This window comes from Geobacillus sp. DSP4a, assembly GCF_013096875.1.
In the GTDB taxonomy this organism is placed as follows: Bacteria; Bacillota; Bacilli; order Bacillales; family Anoxybacillaceae; genus Geobacillus; species Geobacillus thermophilus.
This window is the reverse complement of the sequence record NZ_SDLD01000165.1, coordinates 1-688: the sequence shown is the minus strand read 5'-3', so window position 1 is coordinate 688 and position 688 is coordinate 1. Positions and strand designations below refer to the sequence as shown.

Annotated in this window: 1 protein-coding gene; it reads right to left on the bottom strand. The window is 35.2% G+C overall.

The features are described 5' to 3' along the window. Window positions 1-688, bottom strand: a 688-nt coding sequence (locus tag ETC02_RS16825; RefSeq protein ID WP_171698464.1) for an RNA-guided endonuclease InsQ/TnpB family protein, incomplete at its 3' end; no start/stop codon positions are given.

Below are 688 nucleotides of genomic sequence, written 5' to 3'. Positions count from 1 at the left end.
TTTCTTTGTTAAACCATTGATTTATACTTTTTAATCTCCGCCCATCAATGATGAATGATCTGCCGTCTGATGTGACACAAGTGGCAAGATTGTTTAATCCTAAATCAATTGCCAGTGCTTTTTGGTCGTTTAATTCTCTTTGATCTTCAGGCATTTCATATTTGTACTGAATCTCAAAGAACCTGGCATGATGCTTAGGAATGATTTCAATCTGCTTAATCTTTTTGTCCAGTAACACAGGCGGAATCGTTATCGTGATAGGCTTGTGAGTCTTTTTAAATAGGCGAGAATACGGTATCGTGAATTTGTTGCCGTCTATACGAATCTGGCCAATGATCAGTGAATGAAAGCCATCTTTTTTAAGATATTTTGGAATACTGATAGCCTTGTGATCATATTTTCCTTGTTTGGCAAGACTGATCAAACCAAAGAAAGATTTAAAGGCTTCATTGACCTTTTTTAAAATTTGCTGTGCCATGTTGCTGTTTAACAGCTTATAGTTTTCGTTAGTTTTTGCAAGATGATCGTTTTTCTCATAATTAAGAAATTCCTTGTGTTCAAAATAGTATTGTCTGACATTGTACAATCCGACGTTGTACATGTTCTTGGCAATATGGCACAGTTCTCGAAGAGTCAAGTATTCTTCTTTGGTCAAACCATTTAGCTGTTGTTTGATACAAAAATACAT